24 protein-coding genes are annotated in these 21053 nt (G+C 60.3%); 11 read left to right on the top strand and 13 right to left on the bottom strand.

Annotation, left to right across the window (positions count from 1 at the left end):
• Positions 1-78 precede the first annotated feature (78 nt).
• The gene (locus BLT09_RS00905; protein WP_329608769.1) at positions 79-1335 is read right to left on the bottom strand and encodes a glycosyltransferase family 4 protein; all 1257 of its coding nucleotides are present in this window, start codon (positions 1333-1335) and stop codon (positions 79-81) included.
• A 411-nt stretch (positions 1336-1746) separates the two neighbouring features.
• Between BLT09_RS00905 and BLT09_RS00910 the strand changes: the two genes are divergently transcribed.
• Positions 1747-2652, top strand: a complete 906-nt coding sequence (locus BLT09_RS00910; protein WP_091590041.1) for a glycosyltransferase family 2 protein — start codon at positions 1747-1749, stop codon at positions 2650-2652.
• A gap of 173 nt (positions 2653-2825) precedes the next feature.
• Here BLT09_RS00910 and BLT09_RS00915 read toward each other — a convergent pair whose 3' ends face one another.
• Positions 2826-4406 carry a DUF4214 domain-containing protein gene (locus tag BLT09_RS00915; RefSeq protein WP_236473099.1) on the bottom strand — a complete coding sequence of 527 codons (1581 nt, stop codon included), beginning with the start codon at positions 4404-4406 and terminating at the stop codon, positions 2826-2828.
• A 271-nt stretch (positions 4407-4677) separates the two neighbouring features.
• Between BLT09_RS00915 and BLT09_RS00920 the strand changes: the two genes are divergently transcribed.
• The 4 genes from BLT09_RS00920 to BLT09_RS00935 all read left to right on the top strand — a co-directional run bounded on the left by BLT09_RS00920 (position 4678) and on the right by BLT09_RS00935 (position 7263).
• Positions 4678-5838, top strand: coding sequence for a glycosyltransferase family 4 protein (locus BLT09_RS00920; RefSeq protein ID WP_091590784.1), 1161 nt, complete (start codon positions 4678-4680; stop codon positions 5836-5838).
• 164 nt (positions 5839-6002) lie between these two features.
• A complete protein-coding gene (locus BLT09_RS00925; protein WP_091590043.1) occupies positions 6003-6257 on the top strand; it encodes a FitA-like ribbon-helix-helix domain-containing protein in 255 nt (84 codons plus the stop codon).
• Positions 6254-6691 carry a type II toxin-antitoxin system VapC family toxin gene (locus BLT09_RS00930; protein ID WP_091590044.1) on the top strand — a complete coding sequence of 146 codons (438 nt, stop codon included), beginning with the start codon at positions 6254-6256 and terminating at the stop codon, positions 6689-6691. Before BLT09_RS00925 ends, BLT09_RS00930 begins: the two co-directional genes overlap by 4 nt.
• A gap of 116 nt (positions 6692-6807) precedes the next feature.
• Positions 6808-7263 carry an NUDIX hydrolase gene (locus tag BLT09_RS00935; RefSeq protein WP_091590786.1) on the top strand — a complete coding sequence of 152 codons (456 nt, stop codon included), beginning with the start codon at positions 6808-6810 and terminating at the stop codon, positions 7261-7263.
• 58 nt (positions 7264-7321) lie between these two features.
• Here the strand turns inward: BLT09_RS00935 and phnF are convergent, their stop codons facing one another.
• Entirely contained in the window at positions 7322-8107 is a 786-nt protein-coding gene (gene phnF / locus BLT09_RS00940; protein ID WP_091590046.1) for a phosphonate metabolism transcriptional regulator PhnF, read from the bottom strand.
• Positions 8104-9285, bottom strand: a complete 1182-nt coding sequence (locus BLT09_RS00945; protein WP_236473100.1) for an alpha-D-ribose 1-methylphosphonate 5-triphosphate diphosphatase — start codon at positions 9283-9285, stop codon at positions 8104-8106. The genes phnF and BLT09_RS00945 overlap by 4 nt, the downstream gene beginning before the upstream one ends.
• A 121-nt stretch (positions 9286-9406) precedes the next feature.
• On the opposite strand from BLT09_RS00945, the gene BLT09_RS00950 reads away from it, so the two are divergent.
• From BLT09_RS00950 to phnE, 3 genes are all read left to right on the top strand, one after another.
• The gene (locus tag BLT09_RS00950; RefSeq protein ID WP_091590049.1) at positions 9407-10264 is read left to right on the top strand and encodes a PhnD/SsuA/transferrin family substrate-binding protein; all 858 of its coding nucleotides are present in this window, start codon (positions 9407-9409) and stop codon (positions 10262-10264) included.
• Between the two features lie 97 nt (positions 10265-10361).
• Entirely contained in the window at positions 10362-11111 is a 750-nt protein-coding gene (locus BLT09_RS00955) for a phosphonate ABC transporter ATP-binding protein (protein ID WP_091590051.1), read from the top strand.
• A complete protein-coding gene (gene phnE / locus BLT09_RS00960) occupies positions 11104-11898 on the top strand; it encodes a phosphonate ABC transporter, permease protein PhnE (RefSeq protein WP_091590052.1) in 795 nt (264 codons plus the stop codon). The genes BLT09_RS00955 and phnE overlap by 8 nt, the downstream gene beginning before the upstream one ends.
• Before the next feature lie 68 nt (positions 11899-11966).
• Here phnE and BLT09_RS00965 read toward each other — a convergent pair whose 3' ends face one another.
• Positions 11967-13076 (bottom strand): calcium:cation antiporter, encoded by a 1110-nt coding sequence (locus BLT09_RS00965; protein WP_091590054.1) that lies wholly within the window; start codon positions 13074-13076, stop codon positions 11967-11969.
• Between the two features lie 391 nt (positions 13077-13467).
• On the opposite strand from BLT09_RS00965, the gene BLT09_RS00970 reads away from it, so the two are divergent.
• On the top strand, positions 13468-14124 hold the full coding sequence (locus BLT09_RS00970) for a TerC family protein (RefSeq protein ID WP_023799561.1): 657 nt from the start codon (positions 13468-13470) through the stop codon (positions 14122-14124).
• Positions 14125-14235: 111 nt separating this feature from the next.
• Here the strand turns inward: BLT09_RS00970 and BLT09_RS00975 are convergent, their stop codons facing one another.
• Both BLT09_RS00975 and BLT09_RS00980 read right to left on the bottom strand, forming a co-directional pair.
• On the bottom strand, positions 14236-15366 hold the full coding sequence (locus BLT09_RS00975) for a site-2 protease family protein (RefSeq protein ID WP_091590055.1): 1131 nt from the start codon (positions 15364-15366) through the stop codon (positions 14236-14238).
• A 461-nt stretch (positions 15367-15827) separates the two neighbouring features.
• Complete coding sequence (locus BLT09_RS00980) at positions 15828-16265, bottom strand: CBS domain-containing protein (RefSeq protein WP_091590057.1); 438 nt, start codon at positions 16263-16265, stop codon at positions 15828-15830.
• A gap of 283 nt (positions 16266-16548) precedes the next feature.
• On the opposite strand from BLT09_RS00980, the gene BLT09_RS00990 reads away from it, so the two are divergent.
• A complete protein-coding gene (locus BLT09_RS00990; protein ID WP_091590060.1) occupies positions 16549-16959 on the top strand; it encodes a DUF427 domain-containing protein in 411 nt (136 codons plus the stop codon).
• A gap of 53 nt (positions 16960-17012) precedes the next feature.
• Here BLT09_RS00990 and BLT09_RS00995 read toward each other — a convergent pair whose 3' ends face one another.
• Together BLT09_RS00995 and BLT09_RS01000 are read right to left on the bottom strand one after the other, a co-directional pair.
• On the bottom strand, positions 17013-17426 hold the full coding sequence (locus BLT09_RS00995; protein ID WP_091590062.1) for an HD domain-containing protein: 414 nt from the start codon (positions 17424-17426) through the stop codon (positions 17013-17015).
• Positions 17427-17575: 149 nt separating this feature from the next.
• Complete coding sequence (locus BLT09_RS01000; protein WP_023799556.1) at positions 17576-17830, bottom strand: hypothetical protein; 255 nt, start codon at positions 17828-17830, stop codon at positions 17576-17578.
• Positions 17831-18081: 251 nt separating this feature from the next.
• Between BLT09_RS01000 and BLT09_RS01005 the strand changes: the two genes are divergently transcribed.
• Positions 18082-18423, top strand: coding sequence for a hypothetical protein (locus BLT09_RS01005; protein ID WP_091590063.1), 342 nt, complete (start codon positions 18082-18084; stop codon positions 18421-18423).
• Positions 18424-18490: 67 nt separating this feature from the next.
• Here the strand turns inward: BLT09_RS01005 and BLT09_RS01010 are convergent, their stop codons facing one another.
• The 4 genes from BLT09_RS01010 to BLT09_RS01025 form a co-directional block, all read right to left on the bottom strand.
• Entirely contained in the window at positions 18491-19897 is a 1407-nt protein-coding gene (locus BLT09_RS01010) for a PAS domain S-box protein (protein WP_236473101.1), read from the bottom strand.
• A 169-nt stretch (positions 19898-20066) separates the two neighbouring features.
• A complete protein-coding gene (locus BLT09_RS01015) occupies positions 20067-20231 on the bottom strand; it encodes a DUF3309 family protein (RefSeq protein WP_023799553.1) in 165 nt (54 codons plus the stop codon).
• A gap of 287 nt (positions 20232-20518) precedes the next feature.
• Positions 20519-20740 carry a hypothetical protein gene (locus tag BLT09_RS01020; protein ID WP_023799552.1) on the bottom strand — a complete coding sequence of 74 codons (222 nt, stop codon included), beginning with the start codon at positions 20738-20740 and terminating at the stop codon, positions 20519-20521.
• Positions 20741-20748: 8 nt separating this feature from the next.
• The gene (locus tag BLT09_RS01025) at positions 20749-20931 is read right to left on the bottom strand and encodes a hypothetical protein (RefSeq protein ID WP_091590065.1); all 183 of its coding nucleotides are present in this window, start codon (positions 20929-20931) and stop codon (positions 20749-20751) included.
• Positions 20932-21053 lie beyond the last annotated feature (122 nt).

Consider the following 21053-nt stretch of genomic DNA (forward strand, 5'->3'; position numbering starts at 1 on the left):
CCCTTTGACGCGACCGGCATGCCGCCCCCGATCGACGGCCTCCGGTTCGAGTCGTTCGATAGGCTCAGCGGACCTTGATCAGCGCAGAGCCATTGCGTCCACCTGCAGCATCAGCTCGAGGTAGATTTCAGCGATGGAGCGCCAGGAATAGCTGAGGGATCTTTTATGGCCTGCCTCGATCAAACGTTGGCGCAAATCCGGATATCGCTGGATGTCGAGTACCGCTCTGGCCCAATGTGCCAGATCATCCGGATCGGCATAGAGCGCTGCGTCCTGGCAGACCTCGGGGAGGCAAGGCGATGTCGAGGCCACGACCGGGCATCCGATCCTCATGGCTTCGACGGCAGGCAACCCGAAACCCTCGATCCTGGACGGAAAAAGAAAGCACAATGCACCCGACAGAGCTTTCTTGAAGTCATCATCGCTGATCCGTCCGAGGAGCCGGAGATTGCCTGGCTTCGGCTGCGCAAACCGGGAAATCTGCGCTTCGTCGATTTCGCCCGCCATCCACAGGTCCAAGCCCAACGCGTCAAGCAGCGGAGCAAGCCGGACCAGCAATTCGGCGTTCTTGTATTTTTGATCACGCCCCAGGCATAGCACATAGGGGCGGTCGGGCCGGATTTGCAGCTTCGATCGATCGGCATCCCATCGTTCTGCATGGTCGCTGCCGTTATATGTGACGGTGATCTTCTCCTGCGGTGCGATGCCGTATTTGATGAGATGCTGCCGCGAAAGCTGCGAGACGGTGGTTATATGTGCAGCCCGTCGGCCAAGGAGCGGAAGAATGAAACGGTGGGCCCATCGGAACCCGCGCCCATAACTCTCCGGCATCAGCCTGGTATGCAGGTCGTGGATGCATGCGATTTGCCGTGTCAGCGCCACCGGCGCCAGATTGCAGAAGCTGAGCAACCCGCCCTCAACGTGGCGTGGCAGTTGCATCTGCACCCAGAACTGCGGAAGGCGCGGTTTGTTGAATTCGGGGACGACCCGAATGCCAATCGCCTGCAGCGGCAATTGCTCCCGACGCGGGACTGCCAGATCAAGTTCAAGTCCCTGCGCCAACGGATGGCCCTCGTCCAGGAGAGCGTCGAGCGCAAGGGTGACCTCGCGCGCATAGCGGGCAACGCCGTTTGGAGGCAGCGCGACGAAATCCCCATTTATGGTCCAGCGCCTGGTGCGGCCACCGCAGGGCCCCCCGTCCTCAGCGGGAACCGCCGGAAACGAGCTCTTGCCATACCTCTCGAATGGAAACGGATCGGTGCCGATTGTCCCGGCCGCCCTGGCGGCCACGGGCGCAGATCTTCCGAAATTTCGCTGTCCCATAAAGTGCACCATGTCGCGTGATCCACATTCAACCTAGCATCCGGGAGACAGTGCGAACCTCTGCACCTTCGAAGTATGAGCTTATCCCTTGGCGTTAATCCGAGGTCCGCACTGCCTCGCGCTGCTGACGGAGCAGAGTCATGCCCGCGACATTGAAATGAAATTGGTCGTGCCACCTGTCCGGCCGCGTGAGGCGTTCACCCTGGGAAGATTCGGGCACCAATCGTGGAAGGCCGTGAACCTGCGCGGCCGCTAAGCCCAAAGGAGAGGCATGCGATCCGAAGATGGGGTTGCTACACCTATCGAGGCAGGCGGTAGCGCCGGATTAGCCCCGCAGCCCCCCTTTTTAACAGGCTGTCTGCCCCCATCCCAGGGCTTACCGTCGCAGCGAAATCGCCCTTGTCGCCTCTAGCAGGATTGCGCATGAAGCTCGTCGTGATCATTGCAACCCTTGGCCGCGGCAGCCAACTTTGCCGATTGCTATCGCATCTGCAGCGCCAGACTCAACCACCTGACGAAGTCGTCGTTTCCGCGCCCGATGCCACGCATGTCGAGCTTCCCGAGACAAGTTGCTTTCCGGTTTCCCTTGTCTTCGGGAAGAAAGGGTCATGCGTGCAACGCAACAGCGCGCTCGATCACACAAGCGGACGTTTCGATGTCGTCACCTTCTTCGACGACGATTTCGTGCCGGCCGACGACTATCTCGAGCGCGTCACGAGAGCTTTCGAAGAGCATGACGACTGGGCTGTGGTCATGGGCAGAGTGGTCAAGGACGGCGCCGTCAACGCGGGATTGGATTGGCACGACGCCATGCTGGCTCTCCACCAGTCGGAGCAGGAGCCGCCGCCACAGCCCGAGGTCGTCGATCATCTCGGCGCCTATGGTTGCAACATGTCCATCCGGGCCGCCAGGATTGGCAAGCTGCGCTTCGACGAGCGCCTGGTACTCTACGGCTGGCAGGAGGACATAGATTTCAGCAGCCAGTTGAGGTCATGCGGCCGCGTCGTCGCGGTGAATACGATCCGCGGCATCCATCTTGGCATCAAGACCGGGCGCGTGAGCGGCGAGCGGTTCGGATATTCGCAGATCGTCAATCCGGTTTATCTGATCAAGAAGGGAACCATGCCCGCTACATTCGCTCTGCCGCTCATGGCGCGCAATGTCGCCGCCAACCTTGTGCGCAGCGTGCGGCCAGAGTCTTACATCGACCGCCGCGGAAGGCTGCGCGGCAACATCCTTGCCATGCTTCATGTCCTGACGGGGCGCATCGAACCCGAATATGTTCTTGATATGGGCAGAATCCGCCATCCCGGAGATCCGCACTCATGATCCTCGCAATTGGCGTTGCCCGTTCCGGTAGTCGCGAAAAAGGCGGCCGGGGCACCGCTCGGGCCACAGGACAATGCGCAAAGATGGTGCTTATGGCGAACTGCCAGCATCATGTTTCGACCGCTGTCCAGGACACCCCAACGACAATCTTGCGGCCAGTGATGTTCATTGAACTATTGAGGCTCGTTCGGAAACAGAACCTTGTGTCTGGAGCGGAACTCATGTGAATGGATCAATTCCGCCACGATCCGTTCTCCACTCGCCTCGCCGCTGTCCAGTTTCGACACGTAATCAGAAAGCCCATGGCCGTCTGGCTCCCGTCCCAGCAATGTCCGATAGAGAATGGCGATATATTGCGCATTTCCAAGACCAACTGGCTGATTGTCGGTCCTGAATTCGACCGAAAGCAACAGCTTTGTCAGTATCGGAAATATGGATGGATCCTTCTTCATCGCGACGACCTCGCGCCACTGCTCGGCTGGAGACGGCATGCGATGCAAGATAACGCAGTAAGCATATGCAATCTGGTTGGCCGGGAGGGCAGACGTGTCGAACGCATCAAGCGAACAGGGCTGAAATGTGTCGGTCACGGGAACGCTGGGCACCGACACCTGGCCCGCAGGCGGCGGGCTCTCCCTCGCGACCGTCGACGAACTCGAGCCTGCATTGCCGTTCGCAATGGCCTTCTTTACGGCATCATATGCCGGCTTTCGCCCGCTCGGCGCCCATAGCCCATCGCCGCGCTTCTTCAGGTGCACGAGGCCCATAAAGGCTTCGTAGCTTGGCGCCCAGTACGGCTCATCGAGCAGTTCGTAGATATGGGCTGCTTCCAATCCATATGGAGATTGATATCGGCGCAGCATAGTCATCGTCTGCACCAGACCGTCCGCCTGCTGATTTTCTCCCCCCTGGCTGCCCCCAGGGTAGTTGAATTCGGTCAGCCAGATTGGACGACCGAGAGTGGCCAGGAACTTGAATGCTTCCTCGGGGTCGCCCCCGTAAAGATGCCAGACCGATATATCCCATCTGATGCCGTCCTGCAGCATGCGGGTGAACGCTCCGCGGTGACCCCAGCCGGCCGTTCCCATTGCTTTTCTTATGGTCGGATCCACCGCGACGGTTGCATCCGACAGACCGCGCAGCACCGCGCTCACCTTAGACCAGCGCGGGCTGAAGTAATGGGTTGTCTCGGTGCCGCCGGCAGGCCCCCAGGAGCAATTGTATTGTATTCCGCCTTCCCGCATCTCGCAGGGCATCAAGATGGCATAATTCTCCATCTCGTTGCCAAGCTCCCAAACGCGGATGTCGTCCTTGAAGCGGGATACCAGTGTCGACGCGAGATGGTAGGCTTGCGCATAGAGGTCATCGACGGTCCCATTGTCCAGGTCGAGGCCGGGCGTGATTACCGGCAGGATCTCGACTCCGCGCTCCTTGCCCGCCTTGACCAGTTCGGCAAGTTTGGTGGCGCTGTCGAGGCTGGAAATGTTGACGCGATACGACTTCATGCCGAGGTCGCGGACATAATCGAGTTGCTGTTCGATCGATATCCCGGGATAGGCGGTAAAGGGATGGCCATTCACCCCCCAGAGCAGATCCGCTGCGCACGAAGCTGTCATGCCCAGCAGGCATGCCAGGGTTGTCCACAAACGTCTGGTCGCGGCGACGGCCCGTCCAACGGAACCTGGTTGCGATGGATTGGTCGGCCGCTGCATCAGCGCGAACTTGCCTGTTTTGCGCCAGACATCATGCGGCATCACTCCACTCGCTGAACTCGCCTGACGTTCATCCGAGCACGACAATCGAGATCTGCCGCACTGCCCAACGCAGTCTATCAAAACCGCGCCACGCAGAACCTCACACATTTGGCGTAAACGCCCATGATTGGCCTCGCCATTCGGATGAGAGCTGCCGGGAAGCCTCTGAAGCAAACGACCGGGTGCGTCCCAAAGGCCAGGATGACCCCGCTGTCCTGGTCGTCCAAAGTCGTGGAACTGAGGCATGGCGCTGGTGATCAAAAACCCTGTGATGACACGACATTGGACAATCAACGGCCGCTTTCTCGCGCAGCCGACCACCGGAGTTCAGCGCTACGCACGCGAGATCGTTTCGGCGCTGGACGCCTTGATCGTTGGCCAGGCTGCCTTGACACGGGATCTGACGGTCGAGTTGCTGGTCCCGCCGGGGGCGCTTGACAATTTGCCCTTGGCAGCGATCCGTGTCCGGACTGTCGGCAGCTTTGGCGGGCATTTATGGGAACAGGCTGTGCTTCCGGCCTGTCTTCGCGGTGGGCTGCTTAGCCTCTGCAATACGGGCCCTGTGACGGTTCGTCGACAAGTGTTATGCATTCACGACGTCAATACACGGGCATGCCCGCAGAGCTATTCATTTCCATTTCGGCTTCTCTACCGCACCTTGGTTCCTGCCTTGGGCCGGGCCGCGCATAAGATTACGACGGTGTCGAAATACTCTGCGGGTGAACTGGCGCGCTATGGCGTGTGCCCGGCGGCAAAGGTCGAAATTGTAGGCAATGGGCATGAACATGCGTTGCGATGGGCTCCTTGCCACTCGCAACAAACACTGGCAGTGGCCGGCCCTGGTACGATCGTCGTGCTTGGCAGTTCTATCCCGCACAAAAATGTCGGCTTGATAATCGGCATGCACGAGCGTCTTGCCGCGGCGGGGCTGCAGATTGTTGTTGTCGGCGCTTCAACGTCCCGCGTTTTCGCCAGCAGCGGCGACCAGAAATCGCAAAACGTCATTTGGCTGGGAAGAAGGTCGGACGCGGAACTCGGCGCGCTTCTGCGCGATTGCCTATGCCTCGCGTTCCCCTCCTTGGTCGAGGGTTTCGGGCTGCCGCCCCTCGAAGCCATGGCACTGGGATGTCCGGTGGTCATGTCGGACCGTGCCAGCCTGCCCGAAATCGGCGGCGATGCGGTCTTGTACGCATCACCTTGCGATGAGAATGCATGGTTCGATTGTTTCATGCGCCTGGTCCACGAAGAAGGCCTCAGAACCAACTCGATCGCACGCGGTCGCGCCAGGGCGGCGCGATTTCAGTGGGCCGCGTCGGCTCAGCGCTATCTGGAGCTGATGGCCAGCGTGGATGGAGTTCCGTCACTACCACCGCTCATGGAAGTCGAATGCGACCCGAATGAGCGACTTGCGGCGGCGGCCAGTATCATTTGAGATCGTCTCGAGCCCAACGGCATTTGCCATTCAGGCGCACCACTCCCGTTCAACTCGCATGAGTAGATGGGGATCGGGACCAGATGTTCTCCGGTCAGGGTTGCGCCTATTGTTGCACTTGCGTAGAATGCAAGCATATCAATCATCTTGAGGGCTTGCAAGTAATGCCATCCATCACAGTCCGCAACGTGCCCGACGAAGTGCACCGCGCCTTACGGGTGCGCGCAGCCATGCACGGGCGTAGCGCAGAAGCAGAAATCCGCGACATCCTGGAGAAGGCGGCGCGGCCCGAGGGCCGTGTCAAGCTCGGCTCGCTCCTGGCCGCCATCGGCCGCGAGGCCGGACTTGCGGATGAAGACGTGCGCGCAATACAGCAACTCCGCGACAAGACCCCAGCCGAGCCGATGAAGTTTGAATGATCCTCATCGACACAAACGTGATTTCCGAGCCGTGGAAGCTCGCGCCCGACCCGGGTGTCGTGGCGTGGATCGACGCGCAGGCTATCGAAACGCTCTATCTATCGGCCATCACTGTAGCCGAGTTGCGTTTCGGTATCGCAGCGCTGCCTGCCGGCAAGCGCCGCGAAACCTTGCACGAGCGCATGGAGCGGGGCGTGTTGCCGCTGTTCAGGGGGCGCGTGTTGCCCTTCGATCTTGACGCTTCGCAAGCCTATGCCGAACTGGCGGCGAACACCAAAGCGGCCGGCAAGGCAATCGGCAAGGCTGATGGCTATATCGCCGCCACAGCCGCTGCACGGGGCTTCATGATCGCAACACGCGACACCAGCCCTTTCGAGGCTGCGGGGCTGAATGTTGTCAATCCCTGGGTTGGCCAAGCAACGAGCGAGATTTGACCTGGCGTCAGTAGCCGGTCGCATCGACGCAGGGCAGGGCAGTCTTTCGACAAACGGAACATGCCCCGTTCAGCCTGCCTGCAATGATAGGCTGGATGGCGGAGGCATATGAGGCGATGGCGAAAAGAAGTGCAGGCGTCCTGCCTTACCGCAGATCAACCGGTGAACTGCAGGTGCTGCTTGTCCATCCTGGCGGGCCGTTCTGGCAAAGCCGGGATATTGGCGCATGGTCGATTGCAAAGGGCGAGTATGGTGATGACGAACAGCCGGAAGCTGCGGCGCGCCGCGAATTTGTCGAGGAAACTGGCTGGGAGCTTGAGGCAGCACTGATTCCGCTAGGGGAACTGCGCCAGCGCGGCGGCAAGCTTGTTACAGCCTTTGGGGCCGAAGGCGATTTCGATGCCGGCACCTTGCGCAGCAACATGTTCGAGATGGAATGGCCGCCGCGCAGCGGCCGCATGCAAACCTTTCCAGAGATCGATCGCGCAGGGTGGTTCGGCCTCGAAACGGCCCGGGAAAAGCTGCTGGTCGGCCAGCGGCCTTTTCTCAACCGCCTTGTGGCGTCTGTCTAAGGGTCGACCCAATGGCCCGACTGACGTCCTCAACTGGTCGTGTTGACATGCGCCATAATCAGAAGACGAATTCGACGGATGTCAGCGGCCAGCAGCCGCGGGTCCATTCGATTGGTACGCCGTTGCGGTCCTCGTTGACAGCATTGATGCGGAATACTGGCGTTCCGGGCGTCAGCCGCAGGATCTCCGCTTCATCGGGGGATGCAAAGCCGCCACTGATGCGCGTCTCGGCCCGCCGGTAGTTGTCGATGCCATGCGCGCGGAAAACATCGGTCACCGACTGACGCACATCGTATCTCTGCTCGAAGTCGGGGAAGAGATGCGCCGGAAAGAACTTGGTATTGACGTAAACCGGCTGCTTGTCCGACGTTCTGATCCGGCACAGCCGGATAATGGTGGTGTCAGGTGCGAGACGCAACCGCTCGGCCACGGCCGGTTCGGCCGGTTCCCGGACGATCAGCAGCGTATTGGTGCCGATTTCCTGGCCGTGGGCTTCGAAATTGTCGAGAAAGCGCTGTCCGTCGCGAACAGTGAATGTCGAGGGCAGGTTTCGCACGAAGATACCGACGCCCTTGCGGGCGGTGAGGTGGCCCTCATGCTGTAACTGCTGCAGCGCCCGGCGAAGCGTAATGCGGGTGACCGCGAGTTTCTGTGCCAGATGCGTTTCTCCGGGAAGCTGGCTGCCCGGCGCAAGACTGCCGCTCTCGATCAGATCGAAGATGTGATCGTAGATCTGCTGCCAGATCGGCGTATCGCTGCGTGGCCGAAAGACCAGCCCGTCAAAGGCCAGAAGGCGATTGCCATTGCGCTCGTGTGGTGTTGATATTTTCGTGTCCAAGGTCATGAAACCTTATCCACCCGCGACCGCCGTGCAGACCGTCGGTCTGTGCGGGAGAGCCCGGAGCTATAGACAATTTGTCCATGGACCATGGTGGCCACCACACGCGGATGCTCTGGATCGCCAGCATCGACCAGGATCAGATCCGCCCGGCGGCCGGCAACAAGCGAGCCGCGATCGTCGAGGCCGGCCACCCGGGCCGGGTTTGCCGAAACCAGATTCCAGATCGAGGGGAAGTCGCCGGCGTCTGGCGAAGACAGTCTGAAGGCCGCATGCAGAGGCGAAGGGTAGTGGTAATCGCTGGTCAGCACCGTGCAAAGTCCGGCCCTGACGGCCTCGGTGGCATTCAGCGCTCCATTATGGCTGCCGCCGCGCACGACGTTGGGCGCGCCGAGGATCACGTCCTCGCCCATTTGCCGCGCGGCCTTGGCTGTTTCGAGCGTCAGCGGAAATTCCGAGGCCTTTGCGCCGAGGGCGCGAAAATAGATGCGTTCCTCGGGAGACGCTTCGTCATGGGCAAGAAGCACATTGCCATTGGCCCGCGCAGTTGCGGCCAGCTTCCCGATCGCGATCTCAACCTCGGCGCGGCGGGACCAGATCTGGCCGAGCAACGTCATGTATTGCTCGCGGCTCAAGCCAGACCGCTCCGCCATCTGACCGATCTTGCGGGCAATCGTGCCGTTCAGCACCGACCCCGTCGTATGATCGTTGACGGCGATGATCGGCCGTGGCGAAAGCGAGAGCCATCGTGCGACCTGCGCCATCTGATCAAGCGCGAAGGTCTCCCAGCGCAGATGCAGACGCGTATCGCAGCCAAAGCTATCGCGGAGATCGCAGACCGCGCCGATCAGCTGTTTGGCAGCGTCGAGCGAGCGAAGTCCAGGCTCCCACGACACCGTGACGCCGTGAAAGGCCGTGGTTACGCCATTGGCGACAAGCTGGCGGTCCGTATCTTTCAGCGCCAGCGCGGTGTCGAAGCGGACACCGGGCCGCGGCATGATCTGGCGCTCGAAGCCGTCGCCGTGAATATCGACGATCCCCGGAAGCACGAGCAGACCATCGGCATCGATCGTGGAGGCATGGGCCGCCCGCAGCTCTGACACGATCCCGCCGGTGACGCTCAGGTCCGCGGTTTCAAGTCCCCGTTCGGTAAGGATGCGACCACCCTGGATGTGCCAGTTCACTGTATCCCTCAAAAAAGCAAAGGCTGCCGGTGGCGCCGGCGAAATGTCACGAGCACGTCATCTGCTGCGTATACGGATTAGCGGGTAACAGTTTCCTGTCTATACAGCAAAGGAAAAAACGATGATCCGCAGCATCGCAACCGCACTCGCCCTGACGCTTGCCTCCGCTCTTCCAGTGTTTGCGGAGCCGGTGAAATTCGCGGTAACCGACATGGAGGGACTGGAGGCTCTTCAGCAGGAATTCGGTGCTTTCCAGACCGCTCTTGAAGAGGCGACCGGCCTGGATGTCGAGCTGTTTCCGGTCAGTTCGCGGACCACCGCCGTCGAGGCGATGAATTCCGGGCAGGTCGATCTTGTCCTGACCGGTCCTGCAGAATACGTCGTCATGAAGGAATTAAGCCAGCCCAAGATTGTTGTCGCCTGGCAGCGCCCCGACTATTTCGCTCAGATCGCCGTGCTGGCGAATGGACCGATCCGCTCGGTCGAAGACTTGAAGGGCAAGAAGGTCGCATTCGGCTCGGTCGGCTCGACCTCCCAGCACCTCGGCCCCGCGCAGGCGCTGGCCGATTTCAACCTGAAATATGCCACCGATTACGAACCGGTAATCATATCGCGCAACATCGCGGCTGAGGCTCTCATCCGCGGCGACATCGCCGCTATCGGCTTGAATTTCGGCTATCTGAACTCGGTTCGGGAAGCGTTCCCCGGCGTTGCCTTCTCGGTCATCGCACGGGGCCGCGATCTGCCGAACGACATTCTTGTCGCCCGCAAGGACATTTCAGATGACGTGTTCGTCAAGATCCGCGATGCCTTTGCGAAGAATGGCAATGAGCTGATGAAAGCAATCTTGACCGGCGAGGACAACCAGAAATTCAAGGGCGGTTTCTTCCTGACCGATGTCAGGGACTCGGACTACGACTATGTCCGCTCGATGTACCGCACGATCGGAATCGAGACCCTCACCGACTTCGTAAACTGAGGCTTGCTCCTTTTTCATCGACTTGCTCCTTTCAGCGACAAGGCCGGCGGCTAACCGCCGGTCTGTTTCGCAGTTCGGTCTGGGCCAAGAGGTCACTATGACAGCCATCATTCGGGCGCACGATCTTGCGAAGAGCTATGCGAACGGAAAGGTCATTTTCTCCAGTATCGGCCTCACCATAGCATCGCGCGAACGGGTCGCCCTGATTGGCTCGAACGGTGCTGGAAAATCCACCCTGCTCAAATGCCTCATCGGTCTTCTACCGTCGAGCGGTGGCGAGGTCGTCACCCTCGGCGAGAGCTTCCGCTCGGCGCCGTCCGTCGCCCAGCTGCGGCGCATACGCAGGCAGATCGGATTTGTCTTCCAGCACCACGGACTGGTCAGCCGCCAATCGGTTCTTACAAACGTTTTGCAGGGCAAGCTCGGGCTGCCCGGCGGCTGGCGCGGCTGGCACCATTCCATCGCAAAGCAACACTGGCGCGAGGAAGCAATGCAGGCCCTCGCCGAAGTGCGGCTTCTCGGCAAGGCGGGCGCCCGCGCCGACGCGCTTTCTGGAGGGCAGGCGCAGCGGGTGGCGATTGCCCGTGCGTTGATCCGGCGTCCGAAGCTTTTGATAGCAGACGAACCGGCGGCAAGTCTCGACCCGGCGGCTGGACATGATGTTATGCGCGTCTTCTCCGAGATGACCCAGGAACAGGCGATCACCTTGGTCTACACCACGCACGACATGGAGCATGCTCTCGACTACTCCGACCGCTTGATAGCGCTCAAGGCGGGCAAGGTCTTCTTCGACCGACCGACGGCGCAGGTGACCCGCGCTGACCTGAAAGACGTCTTCGATGCATGACCGCCTTTCGCCGAGCCGGATTCCATCGATCTCGCCCGTCACTTTCAGCTTTGCCGTCGCTTTGGCCGCTCTCGTGATCGTTTCCGCCGGGCAGGTCGCACCTTCGCCGGAACAACTGGCAGGCGGGGTGCCCCGAATGGTCCATCTCGTCGGCCGCATGATACCCCCAAATGTCGAGCCAGGGTTCCTCCTGAGGGTTTTCTGGCGCATGGTCGAAACGTTTCAGATAGCGCTCGTGGGGACAGCAATAGGTGTCGTCCTCAGCTTGCCGTTTGCCTGGCTCTCGGCCAAGGACATAACCCCGATCGGCCCGTTCCGGCATATCTCCAGGATGCTGGTCTCGTTGTTCAGGACTGTTCCAGATTTGGTCTGGGCACTACTTTTCGTGTCAGCCGTTGGTCTCGGGGCGGTTGCCGGCACCATGACCATCGTCGTCGATACGATCGGCTTTTGCGGGCGCTTCTTCGCCGAGGCGATGGAGGATGCCGACGAAAGACCTCAGGAAGCGCTGTTTGCAATCGGCGCCGGACGATTCTCTGTTCTGTGCGGGGCAGTACTGCCTGACGCCATGCCGTCCCTGATAAACACCACGCTCTTCGCGCTTGAAAAGGCAGTGCGCTCATCAGTTGTTCTCGGCCTCGTTGGAGCCGGTGGCATCGGCCAGGAGCTGAAGGTCGCGTTCGATCTTTTCCAATACAGGAATGCCTCGACCATCATTCTCGTGATCTTCGCCATCGTGGTGTTGATGGAGTTCGTGACGGATCGCCTACGCTCGAAGGTCCAGTAATTGCAGGCTAGGCATGTGCGCCGCAAATCGACAGAACGCAGCGATGGCCGAAGACGGCGGGCGATCACCTACGGCACGAAGATAAGGAACAGATAGGCGACAAACACGACGAGATGAACGAGCCCCGTCAGCATCGTTGTTCGGCCCGTCCCAAAGCTCACGATGCTGATGGCAAGCGCGAGGAGGAGAAGCACGGTATCCCCCGGACCCAGACCAAGAGTCAGGCTTCGTCCGGTGAGCAGGCTCGCCGCACCGATCGCCGGGATTGTCAGGCCGATTGTGGCGCAGGCCGAGCCGAGGGCGACATTCAGCCCTCGCTGAAGCTCGTTATTGAGCGCTGCCCGAACCGCTGATACCGCCTCCGGCATAAGCACAAGCGCAGCGACGAAGAAGCCCACGATGGCGTCCGCCTGGATAATATGAAGAAACTCGAGCCCATTCTCGATGCTGCCGGCCACCTGCTCGGTCAGAAGAACGATCCCTGCCAGTCCGACAAATAAGAGGAGCACATTGGTGGTCACTCTCCCACCCTCAGATACTTGCTTGTCATGTTCCGCGCTGGAGGTCAGGTCTTCGATAAAATCGCCCCGATGGCGCACCATCTGGGCAAAGACGAAGGCACCATAGAGGAGGATTGAAAGAACGCTCACGAAAGCGAGCTGCGAGGCGGAGAACGTACCGGGGCTTGTTGCAAGCGTGTAGTTTGGAAGGATCAGCGTAAGAACTGTCAGCGCCATAATGACGGCAAGCGAGGCGTTGGTGCCCTGTCGTTTGATGTCCTGATATCGATGCTTCAACCCGCCCAGGGTGAGGCAGACCCCGACGACGCCAGCGCATACGATCATGACCGTCGAAAACACGGATTCGCGTGCCAGCGTCGGGTTGTTCTCGCCGTGCAGCATCATCGAAACGATGACCGATGCTTCGATGGCCGTCACCGAAAATGTCAACAGCAGCGTGCCATATGGTTCACCGAGCCGCAGTGCGACGGCTTCTGCATGATGCAAAACCACAAACACTGTCGCGAAGATGAAGATAGCGACGACGATCAACGCCAGGATTTTGATCGAGAGCGGCGAATGCTCGATCGACGCTGCGCCGAAATGAATGAGTGCGGCCAGGCCCAAGGAGCCGATTGGGAACAGATATTGGCCGATCGATCGTCGATGAGCAGCCAAGACGGAATTCCTTCATCGCCATCGACGGTCGCAGATCGGGTGTTGGAGAAATTGACCGAACTGTATCAGTCTACTTGCGGCTGCCGGCTCGTTCAATGGTGTCGTGGCCGATCGACCTGGCTTAACCAGCTTGCCGAGCTCGATGCCGCATATGCGGATCACAATTAAGCCTTGAGTTTTTGCGCTTGGGGCAATAGCTAGGTGCTACCAGGCCGGGCCCCTCTGGCAGTCCATCAGGACTGCGATGTCGGACTGGAATTCCAATCCGGGTGGCCTGGCTTTGAGTTTTCTTCAGCTGTAGCGGCATTTCTCTTGTCATACGCGGTGTCCGCGTTGCTCTACGGTTATACTCGCAAGCCGCGTCACCCCTCGCTGAACGCAAGGGTGCCGTATGACAGATTTTTTCAGTCCCGAAGCAATGACCGCTCTCATGCAGGTCATCATGATCGACCTGGTGCTGGCCGGCGACAATGCCATCGTTATCGGCCTTGCCGCGGCCGGACTACCCAAAGAGCAGCGCAGAAACGCAATCGTCGTTGGCATAATCGCAGCGGCCGTTCTGCGCATCGGCTTTGCGGCCGCGACAACCCAACTCCTGCAGATCGTCGGGCTGCTGTTCGCCGGCGGTCTTTTGCTGTTGTGGGTCTGCTGGAAGATGTGGCGCGAACTCCGGCAAAACCATGCGCAGGAAGCACAGGCGATCGAAGCGCTTTCGGAAAGCGACGTCGACTACGATGGCGTCGTAGCTGGCAAGGCTCCGCGCAAGACCCTGGCCCAGGCAACCTGGCAGATCATCATCGCCGACGTCTCCATGTCACTCGACAATGTTCTGGCGGTAGCCGGTGCTGCGCGCGAACATCCGAACGTGCTGATCTTCGGCCTTGTCCTCTCCGTAGCGCTGATGGGCATCGCTGCAAACCTCATTGCCAATCTGCTTCAGAAGCACCGTTGGATTGCCTATGTCGGCCTGGTGGTGATCCTCTACGTCGCTGGCGACATGATCTATCGCGGTGCGCTTGAACTTCTGCCTCATGTCGGGGGCGCTTGAGGCACAGAAAAAAGGGCCGGGACGACCTTCGTTCCGGCCGATTTCTGCTTATCGCTCCGCTACGATTTAGAGCGCACTCACCCGATCCGGCGGTGAAAAGAACACTTGTGCTCAGATCCGTGTGAATCGTGGCTTGGCCCCACGCAAACGACCAAATCGGAAGGCATCCGACACGGCCGAGCGGATCATGAGCATCTCGCCTATGGTTTCGTGTGTCATGAGCCCGACCAGCCGGTCGGAACTGTCGACGACGGCTACAGCAGGCACATCTGCCTGCTGCATCAGCCGCAGGCTTTCCTCGAGACTTTTGCGGTAATGTATTTTCGGGATATCGTGCCGCATTGCGCTCGCGACCGGTGCGGCGGGTCCCTTTTCCTTCAATGTCCGGATCATGTCGTTGCGTGTCACCAATCCTTCAAGATGGCCAGCGGAGTCGACGACAGGGAATTCGTGCTGCGTCGTCGCGAGCAGCATCTCGATTGCCTGGTCGAGCGTCGCCGACCGTTCCAGCCGGGCGAACTCGGTGATCATCACATCCGCGACAAGGACGCTTGTGGCTACCTCCCGGATCTGTGCGTTTTGCGCTTCCGCTGCCGCGGCGAGATAGACGAAGATGCCGATGAAGATCAGCAGCGGATTGTAGAACAGCCCAACGAAACCGAAAACGAAGGCCAATCCTTGCCCGATCGTGGCTGCGATCTGGGTCGCGCGCGACCACGACAGGCGGGCGGCGAGTGCGGCGCGCAGGATACGGCCACCATCCATCGGGAAGGCTGGGATCATATTGAAGATGACCAGGAAGACGTTGACCCCGGCAAGCCTGGCGAGAAAACTCATACGCGGATCCTCGATCCCGGCCATCTGTTCGACGCCCGCCGACCCGCCGAGCAGGACGAAGATCAGTGCGGCGATCGCGACATTGACCAGCGGCCCCGCGACCGCGATCACGAACTCCTGCCCCGGCTCTTCGGGCATGCGTTCGAGCCTGGCGACGCCGCCGATCGGGAAAAGCGTAATGTCTGGCGTGTTGATGCCGAAATACCGCGCAGCGGCGATGTGGCCGAACTCATGCAGGACCACGCAGGCAAAAACCGCAATGATGAAGGCAACGCCTTGCCAGGCCGCTGGCGTGCCGCCGATCTGATAGTGCGTCAGCCAGATCCAGACGAGCAGAAGCAGGAAGGTAAAGTGAACGCGCACGGTGGTGCCGGCGATCGTCCCGAGGTTCAGCGACCAACCCAAATCCGTCCACTCCGAGAGGCCCGACCTTCGCAAGAGGTCCCACCTTGGCAACAGGCCCCACCTTCGCAACAGGCCCCACCTTCGCAACAGGGTCTGGCAGGACGCTTGCAATCGTTCGAGAACATCAGGTGCTCAAGCTCATCGTCTGCGACTAAGGGCTGCCCGGCCGCGAGATGCCCGCCTCGGTGTCGCGCGGTCCCGTCGCAAGAACAGCTTATCACGACACGACATCCGGGTGAACGTCTCGGCGCGTGATCTGACGCGTCCGCGCCTGCACGATGATTTCGCCCTGTCGCGCTTTTTTCGGCGCTGAAGGACACGGTGCTTCGGATCGTTGTCATGGATGCTCCTGAACCTTTGCCGAAGAACATCGCAATGCAGAAGGCTCCGGCGGGGCGCCGGCGTTAGCCGACGCACCGCGAAACAAGTGATGACCTAGCGCCGACATGTCGCGGCGTTAGTCAGTGAGCAGTCTGGGAATGCTCGCCGCCCGGCTTCGAGATGTCGCTTAAAGCTTCGCCCGCTTCTGCCGCTTCGCCATTCGTCGCGAGATCGCCAAGCGAGATGATGCCGACGAGCCTCTTGTCGCGGTTCAGAACCGGGAGCCGACGTACCTGCAGGTCGCCCATGTTTTCAAGCACATGCTCGACGTCTTCGTCATCGAAGCAATATTTGACCTCCGGGCTCATGACCTCACGCACCTTCGTGTCAGGTCCCTTACCCAATGCTACGCCGCGGATCGCGATATCCCGATCGGTGATCATTCCGACCAGCCGGTCGTGGTCGCCAACGGGCATCACTCCAGCGTCGAGCCTGCCCATGTTCTCAGCCACTTCGCGGATCGACTGTTCGGGATTCGCGACCTGTACATTCCTCGTCATGCAGTTGCCGACCTTCATGGCAATCTCCCTTAACTTGCGAAGCCCCGCCGCCGGTTCCGGTGTCAATCTAGGAAACGAACTCTTCGGCGGTAACGTTCCCTTGAATCTGAATGCCTCGCGGGAGGTTTTTCACCTGGAGCCGGAAGGCTGGGAGCGCCCGCGTCGCGGGCATCTTGCGGTTGTCTTTAACCACCCGATGTCGCCGGCTCCCCGATGTCGCCGCTCCAATGAGCGTCTCGCGGCTGGAACCCTGATGGGCGATACGACGTTCCAGGAGATCGGCAGCCAACGGAGAAGTCGAATGCAGCCCTTAGCCGTAAATTCCACCAGCCGTCCCGGCGCGCTGACGATTACCCCGTTCAATGGAACCGTGACGGTCAGGTTCTCCGACGCGATCATTGCCTCGACAGAGCGGGCAAAAGTGCTCCATGAAGAGGGGCAAGATCCGGTCTTCTATATCCCGTTCGAGGATATCTATTTCGACCTTCTGGAGAAGACCAACACCACAACCCACTCCCCGCTGAAGGGCACGGCCGGTTACTGGCGGGTCCACGCGGTCGGCGGAGCGGCCGACGACTTCATGTGGGCCTACGAGACGCCCGACACGCCGGCATTGGCCATCGCCCGCCACGGCGCCTTCGATCCCAGCAAGGCCCGGATCGATGCCGATCCTGCCGAGGACAAGCGACATACGCCTCACATCCCCGAATAGAGCCTCGCATCGCACATCGGCCGATCACGCCACAGGCGACAATCCTTTCGTCATCAGGAGAATTCTTCGTCGAGGATCCGCAGTCCGTCTTCATATTTCGATGTCGACGCGCCAATCTGCTGTGCCTGCCATAAATTGTCGGCAAGATCGGCGCGCTTGACCGGCAGCGCCAATGGGTTGGCTGCTGCTCTGCGCACGAAAGCGAGGTCGTCCTCGTCCGGCCTGCGTGTCATCGCATCGACGGCCGATACGATGGATGTTCCGAAACCTGCCGCCTCGAGCCGCTCGCGATCCCAATCGTCGCTTTTCTCAACAACGTCGTGGAGGTAGGCAACGGCCTTCTGGTCGAGCGTTTCGACGGCATCAACGACCCGGCGGCAATGCTCGATATAGGGCCGTCCGGTCTTGTCCGTCTGCCCCGCATGAGCTTGTTCGGCGATTTTTGCCGCGCGGTAAAGGAAGCTCACTGCCTCGATCCTTGCTGGCCTGTGTGATGCTGCAATCGGCCTTGTTCCGGTCCACAACATGCCTCACCGAACGCGCGACGATTGCCTGAAGTTCCACAGAATGGGCAAGGCTCCGGCGCCGAAACATCTCCAGCGCCGCGAGGGCAGCCTTACAGCTTGCTGCCGCCCTGGTCGCGGGACGCTCCATCGACAATGCCGGAACTGGGCAGAATTCCAAAATCCTGCGACTTGGCACCTTGTGCCGCTGTCAAAAATCCGTCCGCGTGGAGACCGCGCCGCAGCAACTCCCTCACGGCCGCAGACCGGCTTGGCATGCGCCTTTCGAAGCGCCAGTTTTCCAAAGCAGCCAATTCCTCCGACGTTAGCATGATCTGCAGTCGTTCGGGTCTTTCCAGCTCGGCCATTTCTGCCCTCCAGCCGCTCAAAGTTAGTATTTGTCTAAGAAGTAGGAAAAGCCTCGCCAGCCGTCAAGACCGGCTCATTGGCCATCGGCGTGAAAGGCTCACAGTTACCGTCAAGCGTCGATCGTGTAGCCTGAGCGGTATGCTAACTTATTGATTTTGTGTGTTATTTGATGGATTACGCTTGCCATTCGAGCTGCTATGGCACATGCTGATCTTGAGGGACAAACCGCTCCTGAAAGGAAGGGTTTTCCATGAGAGACGTTTATTCGGCCCATTTGTGTCACGACGTTAACCTGCAAGTTTGGACCGCCGCCCGGTGCAAGGGGATAGTCAATGTCACTGCGGTGGCCGAGGCTGTGCGGCTGCGAAACCTCGCAGAAAACGTTGCGCTTGAAGACGTCGAATGCTTGGTGTTGCAAGCTGCCCAGTTCTACGGGGCGGCCATGGAATTCGACAACCTGACCGTGTTTGAACCAGGTAACGTCGATCGGCACTCGCTTGGCTGCGATGCCCTGCCTGGAAGAGGCGACGTCGATGTTCTGGAGGACAGGGCTGTTTCGCCTTATTTTCGCCCGCCGGACCAAACGCAATAGGTCTGGCCGAACACAGTCGGTCGCGGGGAAGGGCTCAGCTTCACGTCACAAGCGCGACGAAATTCCTTCAATCGGCCGCGATTTCGGCCAGTGATGTCTGGACGAAATGCAGCGGCGCCTCGAGCGTCCAGGTGATGCCTCGGGCGTGGAACTCCAGTCGCCCGCTGCCGCTGAGAGCCTGCGGCGCCACTCGCTCGAGCACGACCAGTCCGAAACCGCGCCCCCTGACAGCGTCCAGGATTGGCCCGTCCAACTCACGCCAGACCAGTCGAAAGGTCTCAGCGCCGTCGCCCGCAGGGACCACGTGCCAATCGATCTCGACGCGTCCGCCGTTGCACGACAGCGCTCCATGTTTTGCCGAATTGGTGGCGAGTTCGTGAAAGGCTATGCCGAGATACTGGACGGCGTTCGGCTGCAGTACCACCAGTGGCCCGGCCATCGACACGCGGGACTGCGCTGCGAAGGCCTTGAGCTGTGCCTGGATGAGCTCGCCGACCGTCGCGCCGCGCCATTCGGCATTGACCAGGAGATCATGGGATTCCGAAAGCGCCATGATGCGCTCTCGAACTTGCCCGAGGAAAGCCTCAGGTGTGCTCGTCAGCTTGCTTGTCTCGCGGATCATCGAGATGATGACCGAATACTGGTTCTTCACCCGATGGTTGACCTCGCGCATGAGCAGTCGGATGCGCCGTTCGTTCTCCTTGTGGGAACTGATGTCGCGCGCGATCTTGGAGGCGCCGACGACCCGCCCGATCCCGTCGCGGATCGGTGAGACGGTGAGCGAGACCGAAACGAGCGTGCCTTCCTTGCGCAGGCGCATCGTCTCATAGGAGGGGACGCGTTCGCCGGCGCGGATGCGGCTGATGATCGAGACTTCCTCGTCGAGACGGTCAGGCGGAATGAGCATCGTCACTGGCCGGCCGATCGCCTCGGCAGGCGTGTAGCCGAACAGGCGTTCTGCAGCATCGTTCCAGCTGGTAATGATGCCATTCATGTCCTTCGAGACGATGGCGTCCATCGACGACTCGACAATGGCGGCAAGACGCATGCGGGCTTCATCGCCCAGCGTCTGCGTGCGCAGGTCGAGCAGCGTGTTGATGGCACCGACTACATTGCCCGCTTCGTCGCGAAGCAGGCGTGGGTGAGCCCCGAATGGGACCAGTTCGCCATCCGGCCGCTCCGCAATCGCCTGGTCCCAGGAGACATCCCGCCCTTCGCGCAGCGCCACCGCCATCGGACACTCGCCATGCGCCATATCCCGACCGTCCAGATGACGAAGCTTCCACGAGCCGCACCATAGGTCCCGACCGATAACAGGACGATGGCCCCAGAGCTCAGCTGCGGCTTCGTTGAAGAAGGTGATGTGTCCCTGCCCGTCGACGGTGTAGATGGCGACCGGCAGTGCCTGCATCAGATCGGCAGTGGGAATGCCCGGAACTCCGAGGCCGACATCGGCTTGTTCAACGAAGTTCACTTATGGCGCCATTCTCGTGGATTTCTGAGCGGCTATAATGCCCTTGAGCGGTTTCGGTTCCGTCCGGACAATCACGTGCGGTCCCTTTTGCCCGCAGTCGCGGCGACATTCCTGGGCAAGGCATCAGGCCGACACAGGATCATCGCAAAATTGTCCGCCTAATCGTGTACTAAATGCGCCCGAGAAGGACCAGGATAATAACGATCAGCAGCACGAGACCGAGGCCACCGCCACCATAATAGCCGGTGCCGTAAAACGGTCCACCACCCAAACCGCTGAACCCGCCAAGCAAGATAAGGATCAAAATGATGATGAGTATGGTTCCGAGGCTCATGGTGGTTCTCCCATTCGTGCGCTGCCGCGCCGTACAAGGGCACGTCCATGCGCCTGTTGATGACGGTATGAACTCCCAGAGGGGGCTTCCTGTTCCACCGGAAGTAGCAACGCTGTCGCTCGTCTCGCGGGAAAAGCCGGTAGGCTGACGAGACAACCCGCCGGCCGGGAGCCCGCGGGGGGACAAACTTTCTCAGCCTCGGACCGCCTGGAGGAACGGCGATCACAGCAAAAATGCCTGACGCAGTCGGAAGTTGCGGCGGTAGGCCAAAGTAGGCCACAGCCACTCTACCGCCCTTTGTTTGCCGGCCGGGTGCCGCCGCCCTTCTTTTCGGGGTCATGAGTATGGTGGCTGTCGCGTTCGCCTCCGCCACCTGAGATCTTGCTGCGGCTGCGCAGATCGGAATCGGCTGGCGGCTTTTCTATCACCAGCGGCTCCTTGGCGTTTTCGTGCGATGCGCCAGGACCGCCATGGCGAATACTGGCGCGGGTCTTCTTCGACGTGGACATGAAATCACCTAACGGTCCTGCTGATGGCCTTGATGGGTCGTATTGACCTTCGTGTTGCCCTGCTGGCCCTGTTTGTCGGGATTTGGGGCGGAATGGCTGTGCTGCGTCTGGTCGACAGGAACCGACTTCTTGTCGCCCGGACCCTTTGGGCTTTGGTTCTCTGTCGGAACGGGTGGTGGTTTTGTGCTCATGACCGTCTCCTTTCACTAGCCAAAACAAGCAGGCCCCCGGGAAGGTTCCTGATACGAACCGGGCGAGGGGCAAACTCCTGACATTGCCAATTCCGGCCTTGTCGGCGCGTCGCAGCGCAATA

This window comes from Mesorhizobium muleiense (assembly GCF_900099905.1).
Lineage (GTDB): Bacteria > Pseudomonadota > Alphaproteobacteria > Rhizobiales > Rhizobiaceae > Mesorhizobium > Mesorhizobium muleiense.

Bases quoted from the DNA above. Each gene is read 5' to 3' on its own strand.
- BLT09_RS00905 (WP_329608769.1), bottom strand. From the start codon at position 1,335: ATGGTGCACTTTATGGGACAGCGAAATTTCGGAAGATCTGCGCCCGTG.
- BLT09_RS00910 (WP_091590041.1), top strand. From the start codon at position 1,747: ATGAAGCTCGTCGTGATCATTGCAACCCTTGGCCGCGGCAGCCAACTT.
- BLT09_RS00915 (WP_236473099.1), bottom strand. From the start codon at position 4,406: ATGCCGCATGATGTCTGGCGCAAAACAGGCAAGTTCGCGCTGATGCAG.
- BLT09_RS00920 (WP_091590784.1), top strand. From the start codon at position 4,678: ATGACACGACATTGGACAATCAACGGCCGCTTTCTCGCGCAGCCGACC.
- BLT09_RS00925 (WP_091590043.1), top strand. From the start codon at position 6,003: ATGCCATCCATCACAGTCCGCAACGTGCCCGACGAAGTGCACCGCGCC.
- BLT09_RS00930 (WP_091590044.1), top strand. From the start codon at position 6,254: ATGATCCTCATCGACACAAACGTGATTTCCGAGCCGTGGAAGCTCGCG.
- BLT09_RS00935 (WP_091590786.1), top strand. From the start codon at position 6,808: ATGGCGAAAAGAAGTGCAGGCGTCCTGCCTTACCGCAGATCAACCGGT.
- phnF (WP_091590046.1), bottom strand. From the start codon at position 8,107: ATGACCTTGGACACGAAAATATCAACACCACACGAGCGCAATGGCAAT.
- BLT09_RS00950 (WP_091590049.1), top strand. From the start codon at position 9,407: ATGATCCGCAGCATCGCAACCGCACTCGCCCTGACGCTTGCCTCCGCT.
- BLT09_RS00955 (WP_091590051.1), top strand. From the start codon at position 10,362: ATGACAGCCATCATTCGGGCGCACGATCTTGCGAAGAGCTATGCGAAC.
- phnE (WP_091590052.1), top strand. From the start codon at position 11,104: ATGCATGACCGCCTTTCGCCGAGCCGGATTCCATCGATCTCGCCCGTC.
- BLT09_RS00970 (WP_023799561.1), top strand. From the start codon at position 13,468: ATGACAGATTTTTTCAGTCCCGAAGCAATGACCGCTCTCATGCAGGTC.
- BLT09_RS00980 (WP_091590057.1), bottom strand. From the start codon at position 16,265: ATGAAGGTCGGCAACTGCATGACGAGGAATGTACAGGTCGCGAATCCC.
- BLT09_RS00990 (WP_091590060.1), top strand. From the start codon at position 16,549: ATGCAGCCCTTAGCCGTAAATTCCACCAGCCGTCCCGGCGCGCTGACG.
- BLT09_RS01000 (WP_023799556.1), bottom strand. From the start codon at position 17,830: ATGGCCGAGCTGGAAAGACCCGAACGACTGCAGATCATGCTAACGTCG.
- BLT09_RS01005 (WP_091590063.1), top strand. From the start codon at position 18,082: ATGAGAGACGTTTATTCGGCCCATTTGTGTCACGACGTTAACCTGCAA.
- BLT09_RS01015 (WP_023799553.1), bottom strand. From the start codon at position 20,231: ATGAGCCTCGGAACCATACTCATCATCATTTTGATCCTTATCTTGCTT.
- BLT09_RS01020 (WP_023799552.1), bottom strand. From the start codon at position 20,740: ATGTCCACGTCGAAGAAGACCCGCGCCAGTATTCGCCATGGCGGTCCT.
- BLT09_RS01025 (WP_091590065.1), bottom strand. From the start codon at position 20,931: ATGAGCACAAAACCACCACCCGTTCCGACAGAGAACCAAAGCCCAAAG.